Raw genomic sequence first — 21,160 nt, 5'->3', positions numbered from 1 at the left:
GGGTACCGCTTGTTTCTTCTCCCCGCCGGGGAGAAGTCCGCGGCAGCGGGATGAGGGGGCAAGCTCTCCGTAAATCTCTACCCTTGCCCCCTCATCCGACCCTTCGGGCCACCTTCTCCCCGGTGGGGAGAAGAAATACGCGGCACCGCCGTGGCGTACTCAACATTCCACCTGAGTGACCATTTGCGCCTTTACCGAGCACCCCAGGTATCCGTCAGCCGATACCCCTCCGGCCAAGGATCGGACGGATCAAGCATATGCTGGTGGATGCCGGTGACCCAGCCGCGGCCGGAGATTTCCGGCAGGATGGCCGGGCGGTCGCCAACTGTTGTTGTTCCGAGAATGCGGCCCGTGAAGGTCGAGCCGATCAGCGACACCGCCGTCAGCGTTTCGCCTTCCTTCATTTCGCCGCGTGCATGCAGCACGGCCATACGGGCGGAAAGCGCCGTGCCGGTCGGCGAGCGGTCCACTTTGCCCGGCTGGATGGCGACGGCCGCCCCTGCCCTGAGGCCTTCCGTCGTGCGCTCCACCTTGCCGGCGAAGAGGCAGAAGGAAAAATGCCGCCAGTCGGGGTTTTCAGGATGGTCGAAACCCAAAGCCTTGTTGGCGGCATTGGTGATGCGCACGCCGAGGCGGGCGATCTCATGCGCCTCTTCCGGCTTCAGGCTGAAACCCATCGCTTCGGCATCCACGATAACGAAGCTGTCGCCGCCATAGGCGGTGTCCACTTTCAGCGTGCCGAGGCCTTCGACCTCAAGCTCGACATCGAGCTTTGCGGCAAAGCTCGGCAGGTTCTGCACGAAAATGCGCTCGGCCTTGCCGTTACGGCATTCGGCGCGCACCTTCACCAATCCGCCGGGCGCTTCCAGCAGCATATGGGTTTCCGGCTCCTGCATCGGCACGATGCCGCCATCCAGAAGCACTGTGGAAACGCAGATGGAATTGGAGCCGGACATGGGCGGCGTATCTTCCGGCTCCATGATGATGAAGGCGGCATCCGCGTCAGGATGTTTCGGCGGCACCAGCAGATTGACGTGGCGGAACACGCCGCCGCGCGGCTCGTTGAGCACGAAGTTGCGAAGCGTCTCATCACGGGCGATGAAGCGGCTCTGTTCCCAGATCGTCTCGCCCGGCGGCGGCTTCACCCCGCCGACGATCACATCCCCCACTTCACCTTCCGCATGGGCGGAAATCACATGAACTGTCTTGATACTGCGCATTCAGTTCTCCTCACGAAAGCCAGACAGGAAGGCGGGATACGGCACGGCCGGTCAGCGCGCTGTTGACGCAATCGGCAAGGCTGCCGAAGCGCACCGCGCGGCCGCTGAGACCTGGGCCGTAATGGGCGTATTTGCCGGAGTTGGTCATCAGTGCGCGGGTCTTCGTCGGAAAGACCGGCTCGGAAATCGAACACCAGCAGAGATCCGGCAGCACCTGCACGCCGCTGTCCTTCAGGCTCTGCAGCGTGCCGTCCTGCACGGCCGCATCGATGACCTGCTGACCGGCGGTGACGATGACGGCGACATCCGCATGGCGTTTGCGGCCATTAAACACGGCCGCCAGCGCCCGACATTCCTCCAGCGAGGCATGCGGACTGCCGATAGCGACGAGTTGCACCTCTTCCGGCCCCTCATTCAGAAGCGACCAGCCGGCGGCCATATCCGCGAGCGAAATGGTCACGGTCCCGGCGGTTTCGAGCGGCGCAAGTCCCGCTTCGGGCGTCACGCCCTCGATATGCAGCATGGGCGAGGCAGAGGTGGTGCCGAAGGCGGCGCAAAGCGCTTTCAGATCATCCCGCGACGGTTTTGCAGCGCCAAGACCACGCAGCAACGGAATGCAATCCGGCGCGGCCTTGCCGGCGAGATAACCGACAAGCGGCCAGAAGGCGTCATCGATGCCAGCTGGCAGGGCCACATCGACGATGCGCTGCGGCCGGCGATTTTCTTCGAGATACACCCCCGAAAGCGGCGCCCTGCCCGTCATCGCAATGCAGAGATCGAGGAAATCAGGGTGCTTTGCGGTACGGGCACCCAGCACCGTATTGGCGAAGATCACGGCATTCGATTCGGCCCAGCCGATCGATTCGCCGGCGCTCGGCGCGCTGTCGAGGAGGTAAGGCGAACAGGTGAAGGTGGGGCGACAGCCCATGCGCACATAGGCATCCGCCAGTCTTGCGGCTGGATCGCCGAAATCCTCCGGCACGCCCTGCGCCCGCCAGTGCGCCTTGTCCACCGAAATGGCGTTCATGGTGGTCGGCACCCGCACCTTGCCGCCCATGTCAGCCATTTTTTCAGCAAAGGTGAGATTGGCGGGGCTGGCATAGATGCAGCCATCGATATGGCCCTGCGTCACATCGACAAGCGTCGACGCCCCCTGCTGGGCGGCCATGGCGACGATGATGCGCATGGCCTGCCGCGCGGCAATGCCGTCGCGCCCTTCCAGCATTGCGCCATCCTCGTCCTTCAGGTCAAGATGGGCCGTCGCCGGCGGCGCGATGGCAAGCGAGATACCGTCGGCCTCAATGGTGTTCTCGTTGATGCTGACATGCGCAGCACGCGAGAAGCGGGCAAAATTATCCGCATCGAGACGGACGACCGGCAGAGCCCTGTTGAACATTTCCGCCGCAACGAGGGCACCAAGCGTCAGGACGTCTTCAGCCTCGCAGAAAACCAGCGCCGAGGGTGCACGGCCGGTGAGGATGAGATCGAGCAGCACACCGGAACCGGTGCAGGAGCCACGGCTGGTCGGCATGAATAGCACACCGCCGGTGAGACAGATGCCATGCAGCGGGTGATGCACGTCTATCACCTTGCCGGTGGCGGGATCGACCCCGCCCCAGAAGCTCAGCGCCTCGGTGGTGGCGATGACCTTGCCTTTGGCGGCACCGGCCAGAATGCTGCGCGCCTGAGGAGCAGCTGTTGTCGAAACGGAAGAAGACATTGAAAAATCCCCGTCAGAAACGTTGCGGCGAAAATGCCCTTGTATCGATGGCGGGCTTTTGCCCCGTCAGAAGATCGGCGACGATGCGGGCCGTACCCGCCGATTGGGTCAGTCCCAGATGCCCGTGGCCGAAAGCATAAACCACCCGCGCCGTGTGCTGCGCTTGCCCAATGGCCGGCAGGCTGTCCGGCAGCGAGGGGCGAAAGCCCATCCACTGCTTGCCGCCTTCAGTTCTCAGGCCCGGCAGAAAAGCCTTTGCCTTGGTCAAAAGCGCCTCGGAACGGGCGAAATTGGCCGGAAGCTCCAGTCCGCCCAGCTCCACGGCACCGCCAACGCGGATACCGGAGGAAAGGCGGGTAACGACGAAACCATGGCCGCCGAAGGTGACCTGCGTGCGCAGATCGAAAGCACCTGGAGGCAGGGTGGTATTATAACCCCGTTCCGTTTCCAGCGGAATTTTTTCGCCAAGCGAGCGGGCGATGCGGTGCGAGAAAGCCCCCGCCGCCAGCACCACCTTGCCGGCCTTGCGGGTGCGGCCATCATGGCTCACCACCTCGACGCCATCGTCCAGCGGTCGGAGCGAGCCGACATCGAGGCATTCAATGCGGCCACCAATGCTGCGAAAATGCTCGGCCAGTGTCAGGGTGTAAAGCTTGGGATCGGCAATGGAAAACCAGCCGGGCGTAAAGGTGCCGCAGGTAAAACGCGGCGCGATGCCGGGCTGTATCTCGGCCATCTGTTCGGCGTTCAGATGCCGGAACTCGATGCCGTGGCGTTCGCGTGCCTTCCAGCCGGCAAGCGAGCTTTCGAACTCCGCTTCGCTTTCATAGACCTGAAGGTTCCCCTCCTTGCGCAGCATCGCAATCGTGTCCGTCTTTTTGAGAAACGGCTCCAGCTCTGCTTTGGAAAGGTCCATCAGCGCCGTCTGCGCGGCGGTGGAATGCTCGACTTTCGATGCCGCGCAGGCGCGCCAGAAGCGGAACATCCACGGTGCGATCTTCAGCGCATAGGCCGGCGGCACGCTGAGCGGACCGAGCGGATCGAGAAGCCACTTCGGCGCCTTCCAGAGAATGCCCGGCGATGCAAGCGGCAGGATATCGGTGAAGGCGAAGGCGCCGGCATTGCCGGCCGAAGCGCCCGCCGCCGGCCCTTCGCGATCGATGACCGTGACCGAAAGACCGCGGCCCTGCGCGGCGATTGCCGCCGAGAGGCCGACAACGCCGGCCCCTATGACGATGACATCATTTGCAGGCATTACCGCACGCTCGCCAGGAACTTCTGGGTTTCGGCATGCTGCGGCGCGCCGAACAGCTGGTCCGGCGTGCCGATTTCCGCCATCACGCCCTGATGGAAGAAGGCGACGCGGTTGGAGACATCGCGGGCAAACGCCATTTCATGGGTGACGCAGATCATCGTCATGCCTTCATCCGCCAGCATCTTCAGCGTATCGAGCACTTCGCCCACCAGCATCGGGTCGAGTGCCGAGGTGACTTCGTCGAACAGCATATATTCGGGCGACATGGCAAGCGCGCGGGCAATCGCCATGCGCTGCTGCTGGCCACCCGACATGCGGTTCGGATAGACCTTCAGCTTTTCGGCAAGGCCCACATGGGTCAATTGCTTGACCGCGATCTCCTCGGCCTGCTCCTTCGAGATGCCAAGAACCTTGCGCGGCGCCAGCATGACGTTTTCAAGCACCGTCAGATGCGGAAAGGCGTTCCATTGCTGGAAAACGATGCCGACCTTGCGGCGCAGCTTGTTGAGGTCTGTCGATTTGGCATGCACTTCCGTGCCGTCGATGACGATCTTGCCGCTGTCGATCGGCTCCAAGCCGTTGATGCAGGTGAGCAGCGTCGATTTGCCGGAACCGGAACCGCCGATGATGGTGACGACCTCGCCCTTGTTGACGGTGAGGTTGATCCCTTTCAGAACCTCCAGCGGGCCGAAGGATTTGCGGACGTTTTCGATCTCAATCATTGGGGGACCACCGTCTTTCGAGATACCCGCCGAAACGGGCGATGGGGAAGCTGATAAGGAAGTAGATGGCGCCGCAGATCATCAGGATGGTCAACGGTTCCTGCAGGCGGGTAACGAGAATCTGCGAGGCACGCAGAAGCTCGATAAGGCCAAGCCAAAGCACCAGGGCCGAATCCTTCATGACACCGAGCGTCAGTCCGATCCAGGACGGCAACGAGACGCGGGTGGCGAGCGGCAGGACGATGTAGCGCATGTCCTGCGACCATGTCATGCCGAGTGAGCGGCAGGCACGGCGCGTATTGGACGGCACGGCATCGATGCCGCCGCGCACGATCTCGGTGCAATAGGCTGCCGTATAAAGCGACAGCACCACGCAGGAGGTGGTGAATGGCGGCCAGCCGAGCTTGGCGATCGACTGGAAGGCATTGCCGAGAACCAGCTGGATGAGCAGCGGCACGGAGCGGAAAATATCCAGCACGAAGGTCAGCGGCAGCGACCAATAGGGACCGAACTGAAAACGGATGATACCGAAGATGATCCCCATCAGGGTGCCTGCCGTGACGGCGACGGCGGTGACGGCAAGCGTCATGCCGGCACCCTTGGCCAGGAAGGCGAGATCACTCCAGGTGAGAGCGGTTTCAAACATGGCGCACCTCTCTCAGTAACGGAACAGACGCCAGGCCAGCAATCTGGCGGCGAGCGTGACGATCTTGGCGATCACGTAATAGATGACCGCGGCGAGCGCGAAGAATTCAAAGGTGCGGAACGAGCGCGCATTGAGCGCCTGCGTGACGCCGGCGAGATCCGTGTTCATGCCGACCGTGACACCGAGCGAGGTCATGAGGATCGCCCAGACCATCTGGTTGGTGGCCGGCAGGAAAGCCACGCGCAGCATCTGCGGCAGGATGATCAGCCGGAAGGTCTGCATCGAGGTCATGCCAAGCGAACGGCCCGACCGCGTCTGCGTATCCGGTATGGCTTTCAGCGCACCGCGGAAATTCTCTGCCAGATAACCGGCATTGTTGAACGCGATACCGACCAGAAGCGCGGTATAGGGGCTGAGGTGGATGCCGAAATTGCCAAGCCCGAAATGGGCCATGTAAATCTGGAACAGTGCCGGCGTGTTGCGGGCAACCTCCACCCAGACGGAGGCCAAAGCGCCGAGAACACGGTTGCCCGAGAGCCGGAACAGCGTCAGCAGGATGGCGAAGGTAAGACCGATCACCATCGACAGAAGGGCGATCTGCAGCGTTACCACCGCACCGTCCAGAAGCTGCGGCAAAGCCTTCAGCGCCTGATTCCAGTGGAATGTATAGTTGAACATTAAGCGTCCCGCCTTTTCAGAAACGATCAACGGCGCGATCATTTTGACCGCGCCGTTTACGAAAAGTCCTGATTAGCGATAAACGCCGTTGACGGTGAGCGAGGGAACTTCGCCGCCAACCCATTTTTCATAGAGTTCGGCGTAACGGCCGGTGCGAACCTGCTGGTTGATGAAGAGGTTCAGGTAGTTGATGAGCCCATATTCATCACGGTTGGTGAAGAGCGCAACGTAATCGATATCGTAGGGCGCCTTGCCGACGACCGAGATCCCGGCAAACTTGCCGCCCTTGACGTTGGACTGCGCAACCGTGGAGGTGGAAACGGTGGCGTCGATCTGGCCCTGGCTCAGCGCGAGGAAAACGTCAGCCTGCGTCTGGTAAGGACGGAACTCGCCGGTTCCCCACTCCTTGACCGACTTTTCAAGCGCGATGGCTTCGAACGTGCCGGCGGTTGCGCCGACCGTCTTGCCCTTCATGTCCTCGAAGGACTTGATGCCCGACTTGTCGTTGGCGGTAACAGCCATTTCGAAAGCGAAGTAAGGCACGGTCATGCCGACCGTCTTGGCGCGCTCCAGCGTATCGGAGGTCGAAGCAACACCGACATCGACGCGGCCCGACATCAGTGCCGGAATACGTTCGGGGAACGGCGTTTCGACGATTTCAGCCGTGACGCCGAGCGCCTTGGCGAGATCGTTGCAATAATCGACGTCGAAGCCAACAGGGTTGTTTGCGTCGTCACGTGAACCCATGGGCGGGAAATCGAGCACGACGGCGCAACGCAGCGTACCGGCGGAAATGATGTCGTCAAGCTTGTCGGCCTTGGCCGGCGTGATAACGGAAGTAGCGGCCAGAAGGCTGGCGATGATGACCGATTTTTTCATTCTTGATTGCTCCCACAATTGGTCTGCCGTTGAAGGCGCGGTCACTATTTCCCTATGGGGCCGATAAATCAACATAAAAATACAACTAGTATACAAAAAGAATTTTGCAGCTGCGAACAATCGGGATTTGCCGCATGGGTGGCTGCGCGGGGAACTGACGAAAAGTCTCTTTTCAGCCCAAGGACTTGCGCCAAAGCGAGTGCTGCGGCCCGCCCGCGAATGAGAGGGAAGAGGAAACCGTCACAAAAACTGAAAACTCTGTATCTTCGGTACCGATTTACGCTTTCGCGGCACTTCACCGAAAAGACGAGTTGCAATAGACATGCCTTTGTATACTTTATGTATTCAAGATGTGCGGGCCGATATCGGAGGATCATGATGAGCGACGCCACCACCCTGACCATTGATGCGCTTTCAAAGCGGATTGAAGAAATTTTCCGCAAGGCGGGACTGAATGAGGTGCAGTCGGGGGCGCTTGCCCGCGTCATCACCGCCGGTGAACGCGACGCCTGCAAATCGCACGGCATCTACCGTATCGAAGGCGCGTTGCGCACCGTCAAGGCCGGCAAGGTGAAGCCCGACGCGATCCCTGATGTGGCTGAGGACGACGGCACGGCGATTGTCAAAGTCAACGCCAATGGCGGCTTTGCCAATCCCGCCTTCGAACTGGGCCTGCCGGTTCTTGTCGAGCGGGCGAAACGTTCGGGCATTGCCGCACTCGTCATCAATGACTGCACACATTTCTCGGCGCTCTGGCCAGAGGTTGAGGGGCTGACATCGAATGGTCTCGCTGGACTGGTGATGTGCCCCAGCTACTCCACCGTTGCCCCCACCGGCGGCAGCAAACCGCTGCTTGGCACCAATCCCTTCGCTTTCGGCTGGCCGCGCAAGGACACCTCACCTTATGTCTTCGATTTTGCCACGTCGGTTGCGGCGCGCGGCGAAATCGAACTGCACCGGCGCGCCGGCAAATCCCTGCCGGAAGGATGGGCGCTGGACGCCGAAGGTAAGCCGACGACCGACCCGGAAGCCGCGCTTGCCGGCTCCATGCTGCCTTTTGGTGGTCACAAGGGATCGGCGATCGGCACCATGATCGAACTTCTTGCCGGCATCATGATCGGTGACCTGACCAGCCCCGAAGCCCTCGATTTCCTCGGCACGACAACACTTGCGCCGACCCATGGCGAATTGATCGTCGCATTTTCTCCGGAAGCCTTCGCCAAGGGCCGCCCGGGCGACCCCTTCCAGCGCGCGGAAGTGCTGTTTGACGCCATCATCGGCCAGGGCGCCCGCCTGCCCTCCGGCCGCCGCTTTGCGGCGCGCGCCAAATCCGAGAGCGACGGCATTACGCTCACCGCCGCTGAAATGGCCGGGCTCGACCGGCTGCTGGAGAAGGGGCTGGACGCAGTCTCCTGACCATTTGGATGTGGAAATGAAAAAAGGCCCGCAATTGCGGGCCTCATGGCAACAACGTCACTCAGCGTTTTTTGCGACTGCATAGCATACCCGCTCCGTCACCCCGGATTAGCTCCGGGGTCCAGCGCGATCAAGTCCTTGATCGGAGAAGACTCTTTCACGGCGCAGACGCGCCGTGGCTGGATGCCGGATCTGGTCCGGTATGACGGAGGAGAGGCATCAAACCCCATCACATGCAAAAAAGGCCCGCAGTTGCGGGCCTTTTTTTCGCAGCAGCAATATCTCAGGCAGCCTTGCAGGTCTGAACGGCGCCCGGAAGCTTGCTCCAGTCGGCATACCAGCTGTTGAACAGCTTGAACTGCGCCTCGACATAACCGCGCTGGCTGTCCGTCAGGGCATCGGTTTCGTTGAAATGCAGCGTGTATTCCCTGTCGCCCTTCAGCACCATCATGTGCTTGAAATAAAGAACCAGATCCGGACCTTCATCAAAGGAGGAGAGTATGGCCAGCGCCTGCTCCAGTTCCAGCGCGCGGCTGCGGGCATCCGCATCACCCTTGGCAGCGGCCTGCGAAAGCTTGCAGAGATGAATGACTTCCTTCGGCAGCACGTTGCCGATGCCGGTGATGGCGCCGGTTGCACCGCAATTGACGAAACCGTGGAAAACGGCGGTATCGACGCCGATCATCAGCGTCACTTCATCATCGCGGCTGGTGATGTTTTCAGCTGCATAACGCATATCAGCCGGGCCGCCGAATTCCTTGAAACCAATCAGGTTCTTGTGTTCGGCGCGCAACGCGAAGAAGAGATCGGCGCGGGTGGCGAAACCGTAATAGGGGCTGTTGTAGATAACCGCCGGAATTTCAGGAGCGGCCGAGAGAATGGCCTTGAAGTGCGCCTTCTGCGCCGCGATGACCGAACCGCGAGACAGGACGCGGGGGATAACCATCAGGCCCTTGGCGCCAACCTTCTGGGCATGCGCGGCATGCGCCACGGCAGACGCCGTGTTGACCGCGCCGGTGCCGACGATAACAGGGATGCCGGCCTTGACCAGACGCTCCACGCCTTCCATGCGCTGCTCATCGGTGAGAAGCGGCCAGTCGCCCATGGAACCGCAATAAACGACGGCCGACATGCCATCGGCGATCAGTTCCTTGCCCTTGCGCACAAGCGCATCAAAATCAGGAGTGCGATCATCCTTGCAGGGGGTCATCAAGGCGGGAATCACGCCGGAAAAAATGCTGGCCGTCATTATTAGCTCCTAAGGCACATGGTTCTCAGGAATGGACGCAGCTATGCGCCACCCTTTCAACAAGGACATTACTATCTTGTATTTTATTTGTCGACAAGAAATCGACAAGCTACAGATTTATTTCCAGCCGCTCATTTCGCACCAGCAATTTCTGCACCTGCTGCACGATCTGTTCGGCATGTTCACGCGCCAGTTTTTCGGAAAGGGCGATATCGCGGGCGGCGATGGCGGCGATCATTGCGTCGTGATCATGGACGAAACGCTTCGGCAGACGATCCTCATAGGACTGGTAATAAAGTCTCAGAATGCGCCGCCCCTCATCCAGCAGGCGTTTGAACAGGCTGGTGAAATAGGGGTTTCGGCCTGCCTCGGCGATGGAAAGGTGAAGGGCTGCATTGGTGGAAATCATCGCCAGCGCATTCTGCTCTTCCACCGCAATGGCGAACTCCGCATTGTGGGCGCGAATTCCGGCCAGATCCTCGGGGCGATGATATTGTGCCGCAAGCTGGGTGGTGACCCGGTACATCAGCACCAGCGCATCGAAATAGGTGTGCATGTTGAGGAAGTCGATATTCGACACCATGGTCGACCGGTTCGGCAGCGTATCGATCAGCCCCTCGCCCGAAAGCCGCACCAGCGCCTCACGGATCGGCGTGCGCGACATCTTGAATCGTTCGGCAAGCTGCACCTCGTCAATGGGGCTTCCCGGCGGCAGGACCAGATCGAGGATCTCGTCGCGCAGCAGATCATAGACCATCTTTACGCCGGAGCCGCGCTTGCGCTCGGCAGAAGCAATTATATCCGTCATAGCCAAATCCTTCTTGTCGACATAAAGAGTACTATTATCTTTTTTCGTTATCAACGACGCGTTGCAACCCCGCCTCCCCGAATGGCGGAATAATTGTTCAAAAACAACAAAAAGCCGTCACGAAAATTACCCGCGACGGCTTTTAATTGTTCGGTTTGTGGCGTGTACGCTGTTTATAAAATGTCGCCGCTTAGTTTATCGTGGAACGGGGAGCGCGCCGCCTGTTTCTTCTCCCCGTCCGGGGAGACGGTCGCGGCAGCGGGATGAGGGGGCAAGGGTAGAGATATTCGGCAACGCTGCCCCCTCATCCGACCCTTCAGGCCACCTTCTCCCCGGCGGGGAGAAGAAACGAGCCGCACCGTCGTACTCCCCCATAACTCCCTGTCGCTGTAGCTGCGCCTCAGTTGCGCAGACCGGTGGCCACGACGGAGATCTTGAAAGCACCGTCCAGCGTCGGGTCGAAGGAAGCGCCCATCACTACATCCGTCTCCTCGCTCACCGCCTCGCGCACCAGCGTCATCGCCTCGTCGATCTCATAGAGTGTCAGATCGTTGCCGCCGGAGATGGCCACCAGCGCACCGCGCGCTTCTTTCAGCGACGGTTCGCCGAGCAGCGGATTGGCGATGGCGGCTGCCGCCGCTTCCGAGGCGCGCTTTTCGCCCTTGGCCTGCGCCGTGCCCATCAGCGCCCGGCCGCCATTTTTCATGACGTAACGCACATCGGCAAAATCGAGATTGACGAGACCCTCGCGCAGGATGAGATCGGTGACGCAACGCACGCCGAGCGACAGGACCTTATCGGCCGTCTTCAGCGCATTCTCGAAGGTGGTGCCGGCGTCAGCGATGCGCAGCAGGTTCTGGTTGGGAATGACAATGACGGTATCGGCGGTATTCAGCAGGTTGGCAAAGCCGTATTCGGCAGCCCGCATGCGGCGCGCACCTTCAAAGCTGAAAGGAAGCGTAACGACGCCAACCGTCAGGATGTTCTTTGCCCGGCAGGCTTCCGCAATCACCGGGGCAGCGCCCGTGCCGGTGCCGCCGCCCATGCCGGCGGTGATGAAACACATGTCGTAACCGCTCAAGTGATCCATGATCTCATCGAGTGAATCGATCGCCGCCTGCCGGCCGACCTCAGGATCGGCCCCTGCACCAAGTCCGCCGGTCAGCTCGGAACTGAGCTGCACCATCCGCGGCGCGTTGGTTTTCTTCAGCGCCTGCGCATCCGTATTGGCGGCGATGAAATCGACCCCGCTAATGCCTTCGGAGATCATGTTGTTGATCGCATTTCCGCCACCGCCACCAACGCCGACGACAGCGATATTGGGAGTGTTGCGGGCAATCGAAGCGCGCGGAGACTGGGTCATCGTGTTATTCTCTTTCTAAACTCATAGGGTCCCGCGCCGTTTTGGCCGCGGCACGCGAATGATCGGCGGCGTTCCCGCACTTCCTTCCTGGTGCACGAAGGAGGCTTTAACGCGTTGAATTGCATATAAGCTATCGGCCGATTGCGGCCAAAAGACTTGTGCTCCAGCGGCGAAAGATGCGCTACGGCAACGTTCTCCCACCCTTCCCCCGGATGAAAACCAAACCGAATCAACTGCTTCGCTATTGAATGGTGATAGCCGAAAAGGCACGCCGTTTACACTCCATTCACTATGTTTATCTCAGTTTGGAACGAGTTGTGCCGACAGGTGTTTGCTTGCCGACAGCGCTTGGGCGCACAGAATGGAGGCAGGCATATGTTGGCAGACGTCTTGCAAAGCGAACCGGGTTTCCGCTTGGAACAACCGCGGGTGCTGATCGTCGAAGATGAGTTCCTCATCGCCATGGATATAGAGGATTCCATTCTCCAGGCGGATGAAGAGGCAGATGTTATCGGCATCGCCAACCGGCTGGATGAGGCTGTTGCACTCGGCAGCCGCGCCGACATCGCCTTTGTCGACGTCAACCTTGCCGACGGCCAGACCGGCCCCGAGATCGGCAGACGTCTTTCGCAGGATCATGGCGTCGTGGTGATTTTCATGACGGCAAACCCGGAAGTTGTCGTCAATCTCGGCATCGGTGCCGGAGTGATTGCCAAGCCCGTGCCACAGGACGCGGTGGAACAATGCCTGTCCTACGCGCTTGCCAAACGCGCCGGTACACATGCGGTGACCCCGATCGGCATGATGCCGTTCGACTGAGGCAATTCCTGAAAATAAGGTGACCTGAAGATAGGGCTGAAAACAGAAAAGCCTGCCGCGGGAGGAGGTGCGGCAGGCTTCTGAAAAGATGAACAGCGATATGGGAGGAGGAAAACCGCTGTCCCCGGGGCAATCCTTGGGAGGAGGAGTAGGATCACCCGCATTATCAAAAGGATGTGGGAGGAGGTACATCCGTTTCGATGATTGAAAGATAGCATCTTCCTGCGCATTTCACAGGCATAAGCTTGCAGTACAGATATGCATTTTGTGCATGGCGAATTTTACGCCGCCGGATATCGATGCAACAGTTCCCCGTCCCTACCGCATCGTCTGCGAAAAACGCGACATCCGTATTTCACGCAATCGGGCAAAACCTCGTTACAGGCGCCCCAAGGCGACGACGAGATTAAATGAGCCCAAAAAACAAAAACGCCCGCGAAGCGGGCGTTTGGGCATTAGGACAGGACAATATCGTCTTGATTATTTGCCGATTGCGGCGCGGGCAACGCTGGTGATCTGGCTGCGGTCGAGACCGAGATCGTGCAGTTCACGGGTGCTCATGCGGCCCAGTTCGTTGATGGTCTGACGATATTTGCGCCAATTGTTAAAGCTGCGTGCTACGTTCATGACATGACCCTTTCTTGAGGTTTAGGTGACGTCAGCAACGTTTTCGTTCCGGCGTCCTTTGATGCCCTCTATATGCGCTTTCCCATGCCCAATGAACAGGCAGAATAAGGCAATCCACCCATGCACCAGACGCAAGGGTTCACCATGACGATTTGCAGCGAAAAAGAAACGTGACTGAAATTCAGCCGGTTGGCGAGGCTTTGCCCGGCGCTTTCGTCTCAAAACTTGTAGCGGACACCGAATACATTGGCGTTTGTGGCGCCTTTCATATTGCCCAAAGTTTTGCCACCGCCGGAACGGTGGTGAAGACGCCAGAAGAATTCCGTCGAGGAATCCTCGCTGAAGGAGACGTTGATTTCCGGCCCGAGATAAAACAGGACATTGGCATTGCCGTCGTCCTTGATTTCCTGCTCACGCTCGCGACCCGGCTGCGCATCCGTGACAAGGCTGAGACCGGCGGTAAAGCTTGGCGTGATGAACAACCGCTCCCCAAGCCTGATCTGCTCATACCGGGCGACCGGGCCTGCCCAGACTTCGCCGGTGAAGCCTTTGCCAAATCTGGCGGCAATGCCGATCTCGCCGCCCAGTTTTACATTGCCGATGCGGTAGGGATAAAACTGGTAGCCGCCGCCGATAGTGGCGTTTCTTTCATATTCCACGGGAATAAGCGCCGCACTTTTCAGCATGTCTTCTTTCGTCATGGCGCCAGCGAAACCAAATATCGCCTCGCTCGTCTCCGAAGTCATATCTTCAGAGGCGAAAGATGATGTCGCGGCCAGTGCGATCATGGCCGTCAAAGACAGACGTGCTGCAATATTCATTATGCTACTCCTGAACAAAGCCCGCTTTTACCCAGCCGTCCTCATAGGCATATTCCCGGAAGGCGAACATACCGTTACCGAACACAATTAATTCAACTTGTCCGGAAATGGCGTAAAAATGGCGGGTTCCCCTCACTTCAACGCAGAAAACGCCGGAAGCGGCGAAGCGCAAAGATAAAGAGCGCCGAACCGATGGCGAGCAGCGCCAGCAGTTGCGGCCACACCACATCCAGCCCCGCGCCCCTGAAAAGCACCGATTGCGCCAGGATGACGAAATGGGTGTTGGGTGCGAGAAGCATGAGATACTGGATGATATCTGGCATGCTCTCCCGCGGCGTCATGGCGCCCGAAAGCACCTGCAGCGGCAGCAGGAAGAGGATCAGCAACATGCCGAATTGCGGCATGGACCCGGCAACCGTTGCGAGGAATATGCCCATCGACGTCATGGCGAAGAGCTGCAGGGCGGTTCCAAGCAGAAAGAGCAAGAGCGAGCCTTCGATGGGAATGGCAAGCAGCCCCCCGACAACGACGAACAGCGAAAATGCCGAGGCCACCAGCACAACAAGGCCCATGGACCAGACCTTGCTGAGCATGATTTCCAACGGCGTGACCGGCATGACCAGCAGATGCTCGACCGTGCCATGCTCACGCTCGCGAATGAGCGCCGCCCCCGTCAGCACGATCGACAGCATGGTAATGGCGGTGATGATGTTGTTGATCGAGCCGAACCAGGATTTGTCCAGTTCCGGGTTGAAGCGGGAGCGCAGCGTCAGATCCACCGGCACCGAAGTCACACCGCGATAGCGGTTCATATATTCCTGAACTTCGCTCGTCACGATGGTCTGCACATAACCGCCGCCGCTGAAAGCCTGGCTCATGCGGGTGGCGTCGATATTGAGCTGGATCGCGGGTTGCTGCCCTGCCATCAGCCGGCGCTGGAAATCCGGCGGGATGTTGAGCGCGAAGGTATCGAGCCCGGCATCCATGCGCTTGTCCATTTCCGCAATCGAAATCTGCTTCGGCGGCGCGAAATAGGGCGGATAAAACGCCGTGCTGATGCGGCCGGAAAGCGGCGACTGATCCTCGTCGACAATGGCGATGGCGGCATTGTTCAGCGTCTCCGGCAGCGCGCTGGAGCCGGTGTAGATCTGCAGTGTGAAGGCATAGACAATCAGGAGCAGCAACATGCCGTCACGCGCCAGACCGCGCAGTTCCTTGATGCCGAGCTGGAAGATGTTGGACGAAAACAACCTCATGACGCCTGTTTCCTCAAGAGGGCGGCGCCGGCGATGAGCAGCAGCGGAATGGCGATGATAAGCGGCAGGAACGAGCCGGAAAGGCCGGCGAAATCCAGCCCCTTTGAGAAGGTGCCACGCGAAATGGTCATGAAATAGGTGGCGGGATAGATGTTGCCGATAAAGGCCCCCGCCCCCTGCAGCGACGAAACCGGATCGATCATGCCCGAATATTGCGTCGCCGGAATGAGCGTCAGCAAGGCGGTGCCGAAGATCGCCGCGATCTGGCTTTTCATGAAGGACGACATGACGAGACCGATGGATGTAGCGATGATGACAAAAAGCAAGGCGCCCGTCGCGTAAGCAAGATAACTGCCGGTAAACGGCACCCGGAAGATGAAGATCGCAAATGCCGTCAAAAGCAGGAAGTTGAGCATGCCAAGCGCAACGTAGGGAAGCTGCTTGCCGATCAGGAATTCCAGCCGCGTCGTCGGCGTCACGTAAAGATTGACGATGGAGCCGAGCTCCTTTTCCCGGACGACGCTGAGTGCGGAAAGCATGGCCGGTATGAGCATCAGCAGCAGCGGAATGACCGCCGGCACCATGGCGACGAGGCTTTTGACATCGGGATTGTAACGATAGCGCGTTTCGATGCTGAAACTGCCTTGCGTCGCCGCGCTGCCGTAGATTTCACTCGCCTTGCGCGCCAGCCATGTCTGATGCATGCCCTGCACGTAACCGCGCACGGTCTCCGCGCGCTGCGGCATGGCGCCATCGATCCATGCGCCAACCTCCACCGTCTTGCCGCGCAGGACATCACGGCCGAAACCGGGCGGGATTTCGATGGCAAGGCTGAGTTCCCCGTCGCGCATGCGCCTGTCCATATCGGCATAGTCGCGGATCGGTTCTTTTTCGATGAAATAGCGCGAGCCGGCGATGTCCAGCACGTAGTCACGGCTGATGGTGGAATCGTCGCGGTCCAGCGCCGCGAAGGTCAGATCCTCGACATCGAGATTGATACCGTATCCGATCACGAACATCAGGATGACGCTGCCAAGCACCGCCAGCGTGCCGCGAATGGGGTCGCGCTGCAGTTCCAGCGCCTCGCGGCGCGTATAGCTGAACATGCGTCTGACATCGAAGAAACGTTTGCGAGCAGGTGTTGCATGTTGCGTCACGGGTACGTCTGTTACCGCGGCGGACGCTGTCGCGGGCTTCGCCTTTTTGACACCGGAGGCATCCTCGAGATAGGCGACAAAAGCCTCTTCCAGCGTCGCGGCATCGCGGCTTTTTGTAATCGCGTCAGGCGTATCGCTGATCAGCACCTTGCCGGCATGCATCAGCGAAATCCGGTCGCAGCGCTCCGCTTCATTCATGAAATGGGTAGAGATGAAGATGGTGACATTGTCGTTACGCGACAGATCCGCGAGGATTTGCCAGAAGCCGTCCCGCGCCACCGGGTCAACACCCGAGGTCGGCTCATCGAGGATGAGAATGTCAGGCGAATGGATCATTGCCACGGCCAGCGACAGCCTTTGGCGGATGCCAAGCGGCAGGTCGTCGGGCATGGTTTCCATGACCGCACCCAAATCGAAACGTTCCGCCATCTCGGCGATACGCGGCTGAATGGTTTCTTCCGGCAGCTTGAACAGCCGCGCGTGCAGATCAAGGTTCTGGCGCACGGTCAGTTCGGAATAGAGCGAGAACGCCTGGCTCATGTAACCGACGCGGTGGCGGATCGCCATGTCGCTGGCATCCACCTTGTGCCCGAACAGCTTCGCTTCGCCTTCGCTGGCGGCCAGAAGCCCGGTCAGCATCTTCATGGTGGTGGATTTTCCGCAACCATTCGAGCCGAGAAAGCCGAAAATCTCGCCGCGCGGAATTTTGAAGCTGACATTGTCGACGGCGGTGAAATCACCGAAGCGCATGCTGAGATGCGACGCCTCAATGGCATAGTCGCCATCATCCGTCACCGTGCGTGGCGCGATATGCACCTCGTGATAATCCTTGCGCTTCTCTTCCGGCAGGAGAGCGATGAAGGCGGCATCGAGATTGGCGGTCGAAGTGCGTTCGAGAAGTTCGTCGGGCGAGCCGGTGGCGAGGATTTTGCCGCCATCCATGGCGACCAGCCAGTCGAAACCGGCTGCCTCTTCCATATAGGCCGTGGCGACGATCACACTCATACCCGGACGCCCGGCACGGATCGTATCGATCAGCTCCCAGAACTGCCGGCGCGACAGCGGGTCGACGCCGGTGGTCGGCTCATCAAGAATGAGCAGATCGGGATCGTGGATCAGCGCGCAGCAGAGCCCGAGCTTCTGCTTCATGCCGCCGGAAAGTTTCATGGCCGGGCGGTCCGTAAATGGCTCCAGACCGGTACTTTTGAGCAATTCGGCGATACGCGCCTGCCGCTCCCTGCTCCCTTGCCCGAACAGCCTGCCGAAGAAATCGATATTCTCGAAGACGGACAGGGTCGGATAGAGGTTCTTGCCGAGACCCTGCGGCATATAGGCAATGCGCGGGCAGGTGTCCTCACGGTGGCGCGGATCGGACATATCGCCGCCCAGAACCTCCACTTTTCCCTTTTGTATGGCGCGTGCGCCGGAGACAAGCGACAGCAGACTGGATTTGCCGACACCATCCGGCCCGATCAGCCCGATCATGCGGCCAGCGGGAATCTCGACCGATATGTCGGCCAGCGCTACAGTGCTGCCAAAGGTCAGCCGCACATCCGCCAGCCGCGCGACGGGCGCATTCGGATCGTTTTCCGTATTCGTGGAGGGCGCGACCATGGCGGCCACCGTCACTTGACGAGATTGCGTTCGAGGTTTTCCGGCCAGGCGGCCTGCGGATCAAGCCGGACATAGGCCATGCCGGGCAGACCGGTTTTGACATATTGAATATATTTCTGCAGCAGCTCCTGCGGAATTTGCGCCCGCACCCGGAACGTCAGCTTCTGGCGCTCCTCTTCGGTCTCCACCGTTTTGGGTGTGAATTGCGCGACATCGGCGACGAAGGAAACCTTGGCCGGAATGGTATATTGCGGCGCGGCGTCGAGGATCAGGCGGACATCGGAGCCCATGGACGTGCGGCCGGCCTCGGCCGTCGGCAGGAAAAACGTCATATAGACATCGCCGAGATCGACGAGGTTGAGAACCCGCCCACCGGCGGAGAGCACTTCTCCCGGCTGGGCGATACGATATTGCACACGACCGTCGCGGGGCGATTTCAGCGTCGCATCGTCTATATCCGTCTCAATGCTTTCGATATCGGCCTGCGCCGCATCCACAGCCGCTTCGGCATCAACGATCTGCGCCTTGGCGGCATTGATTGCCGCATCGGATGCGGCAAGCGAAGCCTGCGCCGAAGCAAGCGTGGCACGGGCGGATTGCTCGGCCGCTTCGCTGTCGTCAACGATCTGCTGCGACACGGCGTTGCCCGTCAGCAGCTGTTTGGAGCGTGTATTGGTCTTCGACGCGGAATCGAGTTGCGCCTTGCGCTGTTCGACCACCGCCTGAGCGGAGGTTTTTTCCGCTTCCCGCTGGGCAACGAGGCTGTTGGCGGTATCGATGGCAATTTTCGCACGGCGAAGCTGCGCTTCCGCCTGACGTTTCCTGGCTTCCAGCTGGGCCGTGTCCATCTGCGCAAGCACTTGACCGGCTTTCACAAAATCGCCTTCGCGCACCATGATGTCCTGAAGGCGGCCGGCGGTTTTTGTGGAAATGTCGATCTCGACTGCCTCGATCCGGCCGTTACTGGCCACAAAACCGGCGGGAAGTCCCTCTCCCTTTAGCTTTGACCAGGAGAAATAGGCGACACCGGCAATAACCAGAACCACCAGACCAATGAGCAAGCCTTTTTTAGACATCCGTCTTCCCCATGAACCCTTCAGGTTTCAACCGTAATACGATGAAACCGAAGAAGCCAGCCACCTTTGCGTTCAGAATTCGTACCCGACATTTCTCCTGTTCGGGGAGTAGGCCGGGTCACGGGGTGTTTAGGTATCGTGGAGCTTAGCGGCCTTGATACAAGTCAAGTCCCCCCCAAGGATGTTATGGAAAGGTAGCCGGAACAGGGCAAATTCCGCGCGCCGGTTGTTTTGTGGCTTGTCATAACGACCGCCAAAGGCTGCCGTCACAACACTCGGCGTCATCCTCGGGCTTGACCCGAGGATCCATCGTCGTGCCGGGTTGTGAATCCTCGGGACAAGCCCGAGGATGACGGAAGAGAGGTTACAAAACCTTTGCCAGAGGTCCGAAGGCCACGCGCTTCCACAGCAGCCTCCGGTCCGCCGTTGACGGTGGGCAGTTTACACCGCCCGCGCCCGCTTCACCTCCACCTGCGTCCACTCCGGCAGCCAGTCGCGATGGGCGACAAGAAGATCGTCCACCAGCGACCATATCTGGTCGAGATCCAGTTCCGCCGCCGTATGCGGGTCCATCATCGCCGCATGGAAGATGTGCTCGCGGTTTTCGCTCATCAGCGCCCGCACCGTCAGCTCCTGCACGTTGATGTTGGTGCGCATCAACGCGGTGAGCTGCGGCGGCAATTCGCCGATGAACGTCGGCTGCACGCCGTTATGGTCGACGAGGCAAGGCACTTCCGCCGCGCAATTGGCCGGCAGCGAGGTGATGCAGCCATTGTTGCGCTGGTTGCCGTAGATGACGGAGGGTTCGCCGGTCCAGACGGAATTGATGATGGAAGAGGCATATTCCTTTGATGGCTTCACCTCGATCTTGTCGGCAGAACGATAAGCGGCCGCCTGGCCCTTCCAGCGCTCGATCTGCTCGATGCAGCGCTTCGGATATTCATCAAGCGGGATGCCAAATTTCTCGATCAGGTCTTCGCGGCCTTCCTTGATGAAATAGGGCGTATATTCGGCGAAATGCTCGGAGCTTTCCGTGACGAAATAACCGAGCCTTGTCAGCATCTCGTAACGCACCTTGTTGGGGCAGCGCGGGTTCCAGCCGGGTTTTGGTGCACGGCCTTCGCGGTAGCCGCGCACGAGATCGGGATAAAGGTTTCTGTAGCTGCCATCGGGCTGGCGGTGCTCGAATTCCAGGAAAAACGCCATGTGGTTGATGCCGGCAGAACGGTAGCGGATTTCCTCATAGGGAATGTCGAGATCATGGGCGAGTTCCATGGCGGTGCCCTGCACGGAATGGCAAAGACCCACCTGCCGGATCGTCGGGTATTTCTCGGCAATCGCCCAGGTGTTGATCGCCATCGGGTTCACATATTGCAGCATGATGGCGTTGGGGCAGACGGCCAGCATGTCCTCGCAGATCTTCCACAGATGCGGTACGGTGCGAAGGCCGCGCATGATGCCGCCGACACCCAGCGTATCGGCAATGGTCTGGCGCAGGCCATATTTGCGCGGCACCTCGAAGTCGGTAACCGTGCAGGGCTCATAACCGCCGATCTGGAAAGCGACGACGACGAAATCAGCGCCGGCAAGCGCCTTTTTCTGGTCGGTATGGGTCTCGGCCTTCGCCTTTGCCCCGAGCGTCGAAATCAGCTTGTTGACGACGATGGCGCTTTCTTCCAGCCTTTCACGATTGATATCCATCAGCGCAATGGTGGCGCCGGAAAGCGCCGGACGCTGCAGCACATCACCGATGATGTTCTTCATGAAAACAGTGGAACCTGCGCCGATAAATGTGATCTTGGGATCTCTTGCCATTTCTACCTCCGGCATTTGG

The 21,160-nt window shown here is 59.7% G+C and carries 18 protein-coding genes; 2 read left to right on the top strand and 16 right to left on the bottom strand.

The annotated features are described in order from the left end of the window. Positions 1 to 191 precede the first annotated feature (191 nt). The 7 genes from EXN68_RS16825 to EXN68_RS16795 all read right to left on the bottom strand — a co-directional run bounded on the left by EXN68_RS16825 (position 192) and on the right by EXN68_RS16795 (position 7,120). Complete coding sequence (locus EXN68_RS16825; protein WP_142841959.1) at positions 192 to 1,220, bottom strand: trans-3-hydroxy-L-proline dehydratase; 1,029 nt, start codon at positions 1,218 to 1,220, stop codon at positions 192 to 194. A gap of 10 nt (positions 1,221 to 1,230) precedes the next feature. Next, positions 1,231 to 2,940 carry a cis-3-hydroxy-L-proline dehydratase gene (gene lhpI, locus EXN68_RS16820; protein WP_142841958.1) on the bottom strand — a complete coding sequence of 570 codons (1,710 nt, stop codon included), beginning with the start codon at positions 2,938 to 2,940 and terminating at the stop codon, positions 1,231 to 1,233. 13 nt (positions 2,941 to 2,953) lie between these two features. After that, positions 2,954 to 4,195, bottom strand: a complete 1,242-nt coding sequence (locus EXN68_RS16815) for an NAD(P)/FAD-dependent oxidoreductase (protein WP_142841957.1) — start codon at positions 4,193 to 4,195, stop codon at positions 2,954 to 2,956. Further along, entirely contained in the window at positions 4,195 to 4,917 is a 723-nt protein-coding gene (locus EXN68_RS16810; protein ID WP_020811659.1) for an amino acid ABC transporter ATP-binding protein, read from the bottom strand. Before EXN68_RS16810 ends, EXN68_RS16815 begins: the two co-directional genes overlap by 1 nt. Next, positions 4,910 to 5,563, bottom strand: a complete 654-nt coding sequence (locus EXN68_RS16805) for an amino acid ABC transporter permease (RefSeq protein ID WP_065116851.1) — start codon at positions 5,561 to 5,563, stop codon at positions 4,910 to 4,912. The genes EXN68_RS16810 and EXN68_RS16805 overlap by 8 nt, the downstream gene beginning before the upstream one ends. Before the next feature lie 12 nt (positions 5,564 to 5,575). Further along, a complete protein-coding gene (locus tag EXN68_RS16800) occupies positions 5,576 to 6,241 on the bottom strand; it encodes an amino acid ABC transporter permease (protein ID WP_065116852.1) in 666 nt (221 codons plus the stop codon). Positions 6,242 to 6,313: 72 nt separating this feature from the next. Beyond that, on the bottom strand, positions 6,314 to 7,120 hold the full coding sequence (locus EXN68_RS16795) for an ABC transporter substrate-binding protein (RefSeq protein ID WP_142842085.1): 807 nt from the start codon (positions 7,118 to 7,120) through the stop codon (positions 6,314 to 6,316). Positions 7,121 to 7,498: 378 nt separating this feature from the next. Between EXN68_RS16795 and EXN68_RS16790 the strand changes: the two genes are divergently transcribed. Then, on the top strand, positions 7,499 to 8,536 hold the full coding sequence (locus EXN68_RS16790; protein WP_142841956.1) for an Ldh family oxidoreductase: 1,038 nt from the start codon (positions 7,499 to 7,501) through the stop codon (positions 8,534 to 8,536). A gap of 283 nt (positions 8,537 to 8,819) precedes the next feature. On the opposite strand, the gene EXN68_RS16785 is transcribed toward EXN68_RS16790, so the two are convergent. From EXN68_RS16785 to ftsZ, 3 genes are all read right to left on the bottom strand, one after another. After that, on the bottom strand, positions 8,820 to 9,785 hold the full coding sequence (locus EXN68_RS16785) for a dihydrodipicolinate synthase family protein (RefSeq protein ID WP_142841955.1): 966 nt from the start codon (positions 9,783 to 9,785) through the stop codon (positions 8,820 to 8,822). A gap of 109 nt (positions 9,786 to 9,894) precedes the next feature. Then, positions 9,895 to 10,593, bottom strand: coding sequence for a GntR family transcriptional regulator (locus tag EXN68_RS16780; protein WP_080843068.1), 699 nt, complete (start codon positions 10,591 to 10,593; stop codon positions 9,895 to 9,897). A 400-nt stretch (positions 10,594 to 10,993) separates the two neighbouring features. Then, entirely contained in the window at positions 10,994 to 11,956 is a 963-nt protein-coding gene (gene ftsZ / locus EXN68_RS16775) for a cell division protein FtsZ (protein WP_046801213.1), read from the bottom strand. A 375-nt stretch (positions 11,957 to 12,331) separates the two neighbouring features. Here ftsZ and EXN68_RS16770 point away from each other — a divergent pair, with 375 nt between their 5' ends. Further along, entirely contained in the window at positions 12,332 to 12,775 is a 444-nt protein-coding gene (locus EXN68_RS16770; protein ID WP_142841954.1) for a response regulator, read from the top strand. A 480-nt stretch (positions 12,776 to 13,255) separates the two neighbouring features. Here EXN68_RS16770 and EXN68_RS16765 read toward each other — a convergent pair whose 3' ends face one another. The 6 genes from EXN68_RS16765 to melA all read right to left on the bottom strand — a co-directional run bounded on the left by EXN68_RS16765 (position 13,256) and on the right by melA (position 21,141). Beyond that, the gene (locus tag EXN68_RS16765; RefSeq protein WP_080843067.1) at positions 13,256 to 13,402 is read right to left on the bottom strand and encodes a DUF1127 domain-containing protein; all 147 of its coding nucleotides are present in this window, start codon (positions 13,400 to 13,402) and stop codon (positions 13,256 to 13,258) included. 218 nt (positions 13,403 to 13,620) lie between these two features. Then, positions 13,621 to 14,223 (bottom strand): hypothetical protein, encoded by a 603-nt coding sequence (locus tag EXN68_RS16760; protein ID WP_052820447.1) that lies wholly within the window; start codon positions 14,221 to 14,223, stop codon positions 13,621 to 13,623. 137 nt (positions 14,224 to 14,360) lie between these two features. After that, entirely contained in the window at positions 14,361 to 15,479 is a 1,119-nt protein-coding gene (locus EXN68_RS16755) for an ABC transporter permease (protein WP_142841953.1), read from the bottom strand. Then, the gene (rbbA, locus tag EXN68_RS16750) at positions 15,476 to 18,250 is read right to left on the bottom strand and encodes a ribosome-associated ATPase/putative transporter RbbA (RefSeq protein ID WP_142841952.1); all 2,775 of its coding nucleotides are present in this window, start codon (positions 18,248 to 18,250) and stop codon (positions 15,476 to 15,478) included. The genes EXN68_RS16755 and rbbA overlap by 4 nt, the downstream gene beginning before the upstream one ends. An 11-nt stretch (positions 18,251 to 18,261) precedes the next feature. Beyond that, positions 18,262 to 19,326, bottom strand: coding sequence for an HlyD family secretion protein (locus tag EXN68_RS16745; RefSeq protein WP_142841951.1), 1,065 nt, complete (start codon positions 19,324 to 19,326; stop codon positions 18,262 to 18,264). Between the two features lie 441 nt (positions 19,327 to 19,767). Then, positions 19,768 to 21,141 carry an alpha-glucosidase/alpha-galactosidase gene (gene melA, locus EXN68_RS16740; RefSeq protein ID WP_142841950.1) on the bottom strand — a complete coding sequence of 458 codons (1,374 nt, stop codon included), beginning with the start codon at positions 21,139 to 21,141 and terminating at the stop codon, positions 19,768 to 19,770. Positions 21,142 to 21,160 lie beyond the last annotated feature (19 nt).

This window comes from Martinezella rhizogenes (assembly GCF_007002745.1).
Classification (GTDB): domain Bacteria; phylum Pseudomonadota; class Alphaproteobacteria; order Rhizobiales; family Rhizobiaceae; genus Agrobacterium; species Agrobacterium cucumeris.
This window is presented reverse-complemented; position numbering and strand designations above follow the sequence as displayed.

What these genes read in the sequence shown, in the direction of transcription:
- EXN68_RS16825 (WP_142841959.1), bottom strand. Translation starts at nt 1,220, where the DNA reads ATGCGCAGTATCAAGACAGTTCATGTGATTTCCGCCCATGCGGAAGGT.
- lhpI (WP_142841958.1), bottom strand. Translation starts at nt 2,940, where the DNA reads ATGTCTTCTTCCGTTTCGACAACAGCTGCTCCTCAGGCGCGCAGCATT.
- EXN68_RS16815 (WP_142841957.1), bottom strand. Translation starts at nt 4,195, where the DNA reads ATGCCTGCAAATGATGTCATCGTCATAGGGGCCGGCGTTGTCGGCCTC.
- EXN68_RS16810 (WP_020811659.1), bottom strand. Translation starts at nt 4,917, where the DNA reads ATGATTGAGATCGAAAACGTCCGCAAATCCTTCGGCCCGCTGGAGGTT.
- EXN68_RS16805 (WP_065116851.1), bottom strand. Translation starts at nt 5,563, where the DNA reads ATGTTTGAAACCGCTCTCACCTGGAGTGATCTCGCCTTCCTGGCCAAG.
- EXN68_RS16800 (WP_065116852.1), bottom strand. Translation starts at nt 6,241, where the DNA reads ATGTTCAACTATACATTCCACTGGAATCAGGCGCTGAAGGCTTTGCCG.
- EXN68_RS16795 (WP_142842085.1), bottom strand. Translation starts at nt 7,120, where the DNA reads ATGAAAAAATCGGTCATCATCGCCAGCCTTCTGGCCGCTACTTCCGTT.
- EXN68_RS16790 (WP_142841956.1), top strand. Translation starts at nt 7,499, where the DNA reads ATGAGCGACGCCACCACCCTGACCATTGATGCGCTTTCAAAGCGGATT.
- EXN68_RS16785 (WP_142841955.1), bottom strand. Translation starts at nt 9,785, where the DNA reads ATGACGGCCAGCATTTTTTCCGGCGTGATTCCCGCCTTGATGACCCCC.
- EXN68_RS16780 (WP_080843068.1), bottom strand. Translation starts at nt 10,593, where the DNA reads ATGACGGATATAATTGCTTCTGCCGAGCGCAAGCGCGGCTCCGGCGTA.
- ftsZ (WP_046801213.1), bottom strand. Translation starts at nt 11,956, where the DNA reads ATGACCCAGTCTCCGCGCGCTTCGATTGCCCGCAACACTCCCAATATC.
- EXN68_RS16770 (WP_142841954.1), top strand. Translation starts at nt 12,332, where the DNA reads ATGTTGGCAGACGTCTTGCAAAGCGAACCGGGTTTCCGCTTGGAACAA.
- EXN68_RS16765 (WP_080843067.1), bottom strand. Translation starts at nt 13,402, where the DNA reads ATGAACGTAGCACGCAGCTTTAACAATTGGCGCAAATATCGTCAGACC.
- EXN68_RS16760 (WP_052820447.1), bottom strand. Translation starts at nt 14,223, where the DNA reads ATGAATATTGCAGCACGTCTGTCTTTGACGGCCATGATCGCACTGGCC.
- EXN68_RS16755 (WP_142841953.1), bottom strand. Translation starts at nt 15,479, where the DNA reads ATGAGGTTGTTTTCGTCCAACATCTTCCAGCTCGGCATCAAGGAACTG.
- rbbA (WP_142841952.1), bottom strand. Translation starts at nt 18,250, where the DNA reads ATGGTCGCGCCCTCCACGAATACGGAAAACGATCCGAATGCGCCCGTC.
- EXN68_RS16745 (WP_142841951.1), bottom strand. Translation starts at nt 19,326, where the DNA reads ATGTCTAAAAAAGGCTTGCTCATTGGTCTGGTGGTTCTGGTTATTGCC.
- melA (WP_142841950.1), bottom strand. Translation starts at nt 21,141, where the DNA reads ATGGCAAGAGATCCCAAGATCACATTTATCGGCGCAGGTTCCACTGTT.